Here is a 6707-nt window from a genome sequence, read left to right as displayed (position 1 = left end):
GTCACCACGTCCGTGTCGGTGGACTTGGTGTCGAACGACACCGTTTCCCCTGCCAACATGGCGGTACGGGCCCGGCGCACGAGGGCGGCCGCCTCCCCGGCGACCGCCACGGCGGTGTCTTTCAACTCAGTCTCGAAGGCTCCCACTCCACCATGTGACCACATGCGGATAAAGTCTCGTGGACAGGCTTCTGAATCGAGAAGGAAGGGATCACGCCAATGACGGCGACCCGCGGTTTCGGTATCGACATCGGCGGCAGCGGTATCAAGGGCGCCCTTGTCGACCTGGAAAAGGGCGCGCTCATTGGTGACCGCCTCCGCATCGACACGCCCCGGCCCTCCACCCCTGAGGCGATCGCCGAGGTGGTGGCCCAGGTGGTCGCCCACTTCGGCTGGGAGGGGCCGGTGGGCATCACGCTGCCCTCGGTCATCAAGAAGGGCGTCGCCCTCACCGCCGCCAACATCGACCCCAGCTGGATCGGCACCGACGCGGACGCGCTGTTCGCCAAGCGCCTCGGCCTGCGCGTCGAGGACGTCGTCATGCTCAACGACGCCGATGCCGCGGGCCTGGCCGAGATCCGCTACGGCGACCCCGCCGCCTGCCAGGGCGTGACCACCCTGCTCACCTTCGGCACCGGTATCGGCAGCGCGCTGTTCCAGGACGGCAAGCTGGTCCCCAACACCGAGTTCGGCCACGTCGAGGTCGACGGCCACGACGCCGAGAAGCGCGCGGCCGCTTCGGTGAAGGACAACGAGGGGCTTTCCTACCCACATTGGGCGAAGCGCGTGAACCGTTACCTGACCGTGTTGGAGAACCTGATCTGGCCGGATCTGTTCATCGTCGGCGGCGGGGTCAGCAAGAAGGCGGACAAGTGGGTTCCCCTGCTCGACATCCGCACGCCGGTCGCGGTGGCATCCCTGCAGAACAACGCGGGGATCGTGGGAGCGGCGGCGGCCGCGGCGGAAGGCCTCCATCATTGATCTTGAAGTACCGGCCGGTTCCGGCAGGGGATCGATGATCGCCCGCAACGCTTCGGCGTATCGTCGTTACAATGGAACACGGCCCACGGTCGCGGAAAGCAAAACCGCAGGCCGCGGGACGTTCCCCGAATCTGAGGCAACCGGGTTCCACCGACCCGGCTCGCCGTGATCGACCGCTGCGAAAGGGCGTACGTGGCAGCCGCAAAAACCGCTACCCGAAGCGGCACGAAGACAACGAGCGCGGAACCCGACGCAGGCGTTGAGGCCGCCGCCACCGAGCAAAAGAGCGCCGCCAAGAAGCCGGCCGCCCGCAAGACGACCGCGAAGAAGGGCCCGGCCAAGCCCCGTACCCGGGGCAAGGCCGCACCCAAGACCGAAGACGGCGAGCCTGACGGCCCCGGCGGCGAGGACCTGGAAGACGTCGATCTGGACGCCGACCTCGCCGATCTGGAAGAGGTCGAGGTCGACGTCGACGACTCCAGCGCCGACGACGAAGACGAGGACGAAGAGGAGGCGGAGGCCCCGCGCAGCGAACGCAGTTCGCGGGCGAAGTCCTCGAACGACCCCGACTTCGTCTGGGACGAGGAGGAGTCGGAGGCGCTGCGGCAGGCCCGCAAGGATGCCGAACTGACCGCCTCGGCCGACTCGGTCCGCGCATACCTGAAGCAGATCGGCAAGGTCGCGCTGCTCAACGCGGAGGAGGAGGTGGAGCTCGCCAAGCGCATCGAGGCCGGGCTCTACGCCGCCGAACGCGTCCGCATCGCCGAGGAGGAGGGCGAAAAGCTCCCCACCCAGATGCGCCGTGACCTGAAATGGATCGTGCGTGACGGCGAGCGTGCCAAGAACCACCTGCTGGAGGCGAACCTCCGGCTGGTCGTCTCGCTCGCGAAGCGCTACACCGGCCGCGGGATGGCGTTCCTGGACCTCATCCAGGAGGGCAACCTCGGTCTGATCCGCGCCGTCGAGAAGTTCGACTACACCAAGGGCTACAAGTTCTCCACGTATGCCACGTGGTGGATCCGGCAGGCCATCACCAGGGCGATGGCCGACCAGGCCCGCACCATCCGTATCCCGGTGCACATGGTCGAAGTGATCAACAAGTTGGGCCGGATCCAGCGCGAGCTGCTCCAGGACCTCGGGCGCGAGCCCACCCCGGAAGAGCTGGCCAAGGAGATGGACATCTCGCCGGAGAAGGTGCTGGAGATCCAGCAGTACGCCCGGGAGCCCATCTCGCTCGACCAGACCATCGGCGACGAGGGCGACTCGCAGCTCGGTGACTTCATCGAGGACAGCGAAGCCGTGGTAGCGGTCGACGCCGTCTCGTTCACGCTCCTGCAGGACCAACTGCAGTCCGTGCTGCAGACGCTGTCCGAACGGGAGGCGGGGGTGGTGCGGCTGCGCTTCGGCCTCACCGACGGCCAGCCGCGTACCCTGGACGAGATCGGCCAGGTCTACGGCGTGACCCGCGAACGGATCCGCCAGATCGAGTCGAAGACGATGTCGAAGCTGCGTCACCCGTCGCGTTCGCAGGTGCTGCGCGACTACCTGGACTGAGCAGTCCGGCACGTCCCGGAGACGGAAAAGGCCGCCATGCCTCCCGCGTGGCGGCCTTTTCGCTCCTCCCTCACCGTCACCGCTTCGCCATCCGCTACCGTGCGGACCCCGGGGTGCTCTTCTACCGTGAGGTGAATGGGAAAAAGGCGCACCCTCGACGTCGACGACATCCTCGCGCGTCAGGAATCCGGGGAATTGCGACGCCATCTGCGGGGCCGGGACCTGATCGGGTTCGGCGTCGGCGTCATCATCGGCACCGGGATCTTCACCCTTGCCGGGGTGGAGGCGAAAACGCACGCCGGTCCGGCGGTCACCCTGTCGTTCGTGATCGGCGCGATCGTCGCCGGGCTCGCGGCCGTGTGCTATGCCGAACTCGCCTCCAGCGTGCCGACCGCGGGCAGTGCCTACACCTATGCCTTCGCGACCCTGGGCGAACCGTTCGCCTGGATCATCGGCTGGGATCTGCTGCTGGAGTTCGCCCTCGGCACGGCGGTGGTGTCGCGCGGCTGGTCGGGGTACCTGGCGAACCTGCTGGGCCTGCCCTCCTCGTGGTTCGGGGAGGAAGCGACGGTGAACGTGGGCGCGGTGCTGATCATCGCGGTGCTCACGGTGGTCGCGGTGGCCGGCATCCGGGAAGCGGCCTGGGCGACGAACGTGCTGGTCATCGTGAAGGTCTCGGTCTGCGTGCTGATCCTGGTGGTCGGCGTCTTCTTCGTCAGGAGCGCGAACCTGACCCCGTTCATCCCGCCGGCACAGCCCGCGCCCGGTGCCAGTGGCGTACTGCACGAGCCTGTGGTGCAGGCCGGGCTGGGGCTGGCCCAGTCGGTCTACGGAATGGCCGGAGTGCTCAGCGCCGCGGCGATCGTCTTCTTCGCCTACACCGGTTTCGAGGCGCTGGCCAACCTCGGCGAGGAAACCCGCAATCCCCAGAAGGACCTGCGGGTCGGCCTCCTGGGCGCGCTGGGCGTGTGCGCACTGCTCTACATCGGAGTCTCGTTCGTGTTGACCGGCATGGTGCCCTACACCCGGATCGACACCGGGGCGCCGCTGGCCTCGGCCTTCGAGTCGGTGGGCATGCACTGGATCGGCGCGCTGATCTCGCTCGGCGCGGTCACCGGCCTGACCTCGGTCATGCTGGTCGAACTGGTCACCATCGGGCGCATCGGGTTCGCGATGGGCCGGGACGGACTGCTGCCCGGCGCGCTGGGCCGCACGCATCCACGCTGGGGCACCCCGCATCTGATGACGATCGGCGGGGCGGTGCTGATCGCCGTGCTGGCCGCGTTCGTACCGATCACCGAGCTGTCCGACATGGTCAGCATCGGCGCACTGTCGGCGATGATCATCGTGGCGGTGGCGGTCCCGGTGCTGCGGAAGCGGCGCCCCGACCTGCACCGGCCGTTCACGGTGCCGTTCTCCCCGGTGGTCCCGCTCCTGGCCGCGCTGGCCTGTTTCTACCTCACGCTCAACCTGAGCGTGCTGACCTGGATCCGGTTCGCCGTCTGGCTCGTCCTCGGCCTGGTGATCTACTTCGCCTACGGCCGCCGGAACTCCCGGCTGGCCGAGCGGATCACGGCCAGTACGCGACGGACAGGCCGGCCGCGGTGACCAGTTCCGCCGCGGCCGGTTCGTCGGCCTCCCGGACCACGAGCAGCAGGCCACCGGGGGTGGACAGCCGTTCCCGGCGCAGCGCCTCGGCGAGCCTGCCGAGCGGCTGGAAGTGCACTCCACGGTCCCCCAGCCCGGGATAAGTGTCCACAACGGACACCAAAGTGCCGCCGGGACCGTGCAGGGTGCCTGCCAGCAGCACGAAATGCCCGGTGTGCCAACGGGAATTCCACATCGGCGGCAGGCCGCCTTCGAGGTAGTCCGTCAACGCGCGCTCGGGTGTGTCGTGCGCGCCGAACTCGCCGGTGTCCACATTGGCCACCAAAGCCACCCACGGCAGCTCGTGGCATCCCTGGAGCAGCCGGTGCAGCCCGGGTACCTTCCAGTCCCCCGAGGCCGGGACCGCCTTCAGCCGGCCCGACGAGAGGATCTCCACGGCGCGGGCCACCCCGCCCGCCGATGCCCCGGCCTCGGCGGCCTCGCCGGCCCGGGGAAGCGCGACGCGGTAGTCGTCGCGGCCCTTCTCGCCCGGTGGCAGCCCGGCCGCCGGATCGGCCGCCAGCCGCACCCCGGCCGCCACCGCGGCCTCGTCCTGATCCAGCACCGGAATTCCGTACGCCCGCACGGAAACCAGCGCGGCGAAGGCCCCGCAGAGATCGTTCTTCTGGGGCATCTCCGCCCGCGCCTCGGCGACCAGCGCTTCGGCGCCGGGGAACCAGCGGGACCGTCGCAGCAGGAGCACTAGTACCGCCAAAGGTGTGCCGCGACGATTTCGTCCGTCCCGCGTTCGGCCGCCCAGTCGAGGTCGGCCTTGCGTACCGCCCGGAAAGCGCCGAGCAGCTCCTCGCCCAGTACCTCGCGAATCCGGGGCGACGCGACCAGGGCCGCGTCCTGCTCGGCGGGTGTGCTGGGCAGGCGGACCACCCCCCGCGCCGCGCGCTGCTCCTCGGTCCAGGTGCCCGGGTCCGCCGCGATGGGTTCGGGCAGCCGCAGCCCGTCGGCCATCCCGGCGACGCCCGCGGCGAGCACCGCCGCCAGCGCCAGATAGGGGTTCGCCGACGCGTCCGAGGGTTTGAGCTCGACGTTGGCGTTGCCCTCACCCAGCAGCTCGGTCGCGGGCACGTACCGCAGCGGTGCCTCGCGGTTCTCCACGCCCCAGAATCCGTAGGCGCTGGCGAAGAAACCGGGCCGCAGCCGCATCGTCGAGGGCACGCTCGGCGCGGTGATCGCGGTGAGCGCGGGCAGATCCCGCAGGAGCCCGGCGACGTAGCCCGCCCCTTCGGAGTCCGGAACCCCGGCGAGGAGGTTCCGGTCGCCGCGCCACAGAGAGGTGTGCAGGTGCCAGCCGTTCCCCACCGCCCCCTCGCTGATGACCGGCGCGAAACTGACCTTCAGCCCGTGTGCCCTGGCCGCGGCGTGGATGGTCTGCCGGGCCAGCAGCTGGTCGTCGGCGGCCGAGAGCGGATCGGTGGCCCGCAGCGACAGTTCGAGCTGGGCCGGGCCGTACTCGGCGTGCAGTTGGTTCAGCGGCAGCCCGTTGGCGTCGAAGTCGTGCAGGAGAGCCGTTACGAACTCGTCGAGTTCGAGCAGGCCGTGCGGGCTGTAGGCGGGGCCGGAGTGCCCCGGTGCGGACACGATGTCCGGGCTGCCCACCGGCGCGACCGCGAACTCCAGCTCGTATCCGGCCTTCAGCGCAAAGCCCCGCGCCTTCGCGATCTCGACCTGTCGCTGCAGCACCGTGCGCTGGCAGTACGGCCACGGCCGTCCGTCCGCGGTGATCTGGCGCCCGGGAGCCCAGGCGAGCGAGGGCTGTCGTGACAGCCGCCTCAGCCGTTCGAGCACGGGTACCACCCGGATGTCACCGGAGGGTGTGCCGAGATCCGGGTGGGCGAAGGTGATCTCGTCGTGGGTGTCGAAGACGGCGAACAGCGCGGTGGCGCCGACGCCCCGCGCGGCGGCGTCGGCCAGTCCCGCGATCGGCACGACGCGGGAGCGCGGGATGCCGTTGTTGTCCGCCCAGGCGAGCTGGACGCCGGTGATCCCGGCCACAGCCAGATCCTTCGCGGCCGCCGACGCTGCCTTGGTCATGATGTGAAGTGTCTCACGAGTCACCGGGGTTGAAATCCCCTCCGGGGCCGATCTCAGCCGATCTCGGCAACCACGCGATTACGCTCAGAACGAACAGCGGGAGGCGCGACCCCTGCCGGCAAAGGCCCGTTCCGGTGGTTTGGGCCGCGCGGCGCTGTCGCAAAACCCGCATCTGACCAGGAAAAACACGTGGTCTGGACGTTTCGTGAAGGTTTCACTGTCCGGATGGCGGGAAAGGCTCTACGACATCCGGGGTAATTCGGCGTGACGGAGGTCCCACCATGACGGGAACACTTGCGACCTGCTCAGCGTCTGCAAGAGTGGAAGCAACGACCACCCCGGAGCCGGTGGCACCCGCCCCGGCATCAGTGCCGAAGTGATCGCGCTGGAGAGGCATCGGGGCACCGATGCCGGGACGGAGGGAGACCCCCATGACATCACCCACGCTCACCCGCCCCGAACTGACCGCTGCCGACC

Annotated in this window: 5 protein-coding genes; 3 read left to right on the top strand and 2 right to left on the bottom strand. The window is 69.4% G+C overall.

Features of this window, described 5'->3' with window-relative positions; genetic code table 11:
- Positions 1 to 218 precede the first annotated feature (218 nt).
- The 3 genes from ppgK to FNH05_RS28420 all read left to right on the top strand — a co-directional run bounded on the left by ppgK (position 219) and on the right by FNH05_RS28420 (position 4142).
- Positions 219 to 980, top strand: coding sequence for a polyphosphate--glucose phosphotransferase (gene ppgK / locus FNH05_RS28430; protein ID WP_144591923.1), 762 nt, complete (start codon positions 219 to 221; stop codon positions 978 to 980).
- Between the two features lie 192 nt (positions 981 to 1172).
- Complete coding sequence (locus FNH05_RS28425; RefSeq protein WP_144591922.1) at positions 1173 to 2534, top strand: RNA polymerase sigma factor; 1362 nt, start codon at positions 1173 to 1175, stop codon at positions 2532 to 2534.
- 135 nt (positions 2535 to 2669) lie between these two features.
- A complete protein-coding gene (locus FNH05_RS28420; protein ID WP_144591921.1) occupies positions 2670 to 4142 on the top strand; it encodes an amino acid permease in 1473 nt (490 codons plus the stop codon).
- Here FNH05_RS28420 and FNH05_RS28415 read toward each other — a convergent pair.
- Together FNH05_RS28415 and FNH05_RS28410 are read right to left on the bottom strand one after the other, a co-directional pair.
- Positions 4105 to 4884, bottom strand: a complete 780-nt coding sequence (locus FNH05_RS28415; RefSeq protein ID WP_246127989.1) for a DUF6885 family protein — start codon at positions 4882 to 4884, stop codon at positions 4105 to 4107. The two genes, FNH05_RS28420 and FNH05_RS28415, sit on opposite strands and share 38 nt — an antisense overlap.
- Entirely contained in the window at positions 4884 to 6230 is a 1347-nt protein-coding gene (locus tag FNH05_RS28410) for a type I glutamate--ammonia ligase (RefSeq protein WP_144591919.1), read from the bottom strand. Before FNH05_RS28410 ends, FNH05_RS28415 begins: the two co-directional genes overlap by 1 nt.
- Positions 6231 to 6707: the final 477 nt, after the last annotated feature.

Origin of the sequence: Amycolatopsis rhizosphaerae (assembly GCF_007713715.1) — a bacterium.
Taxonomy (GTDB): domain Bacteria; phylum Actinomycetota; class Actinomycetes; order Mycobacteriales; family Pseudonocardiaceae; genus Amycolatopsis_E; species Amycolatopsis_E rhizosphaerae.
This window is presented reverse-complemented; position numbering and strand designations above follow the sequence as displayed.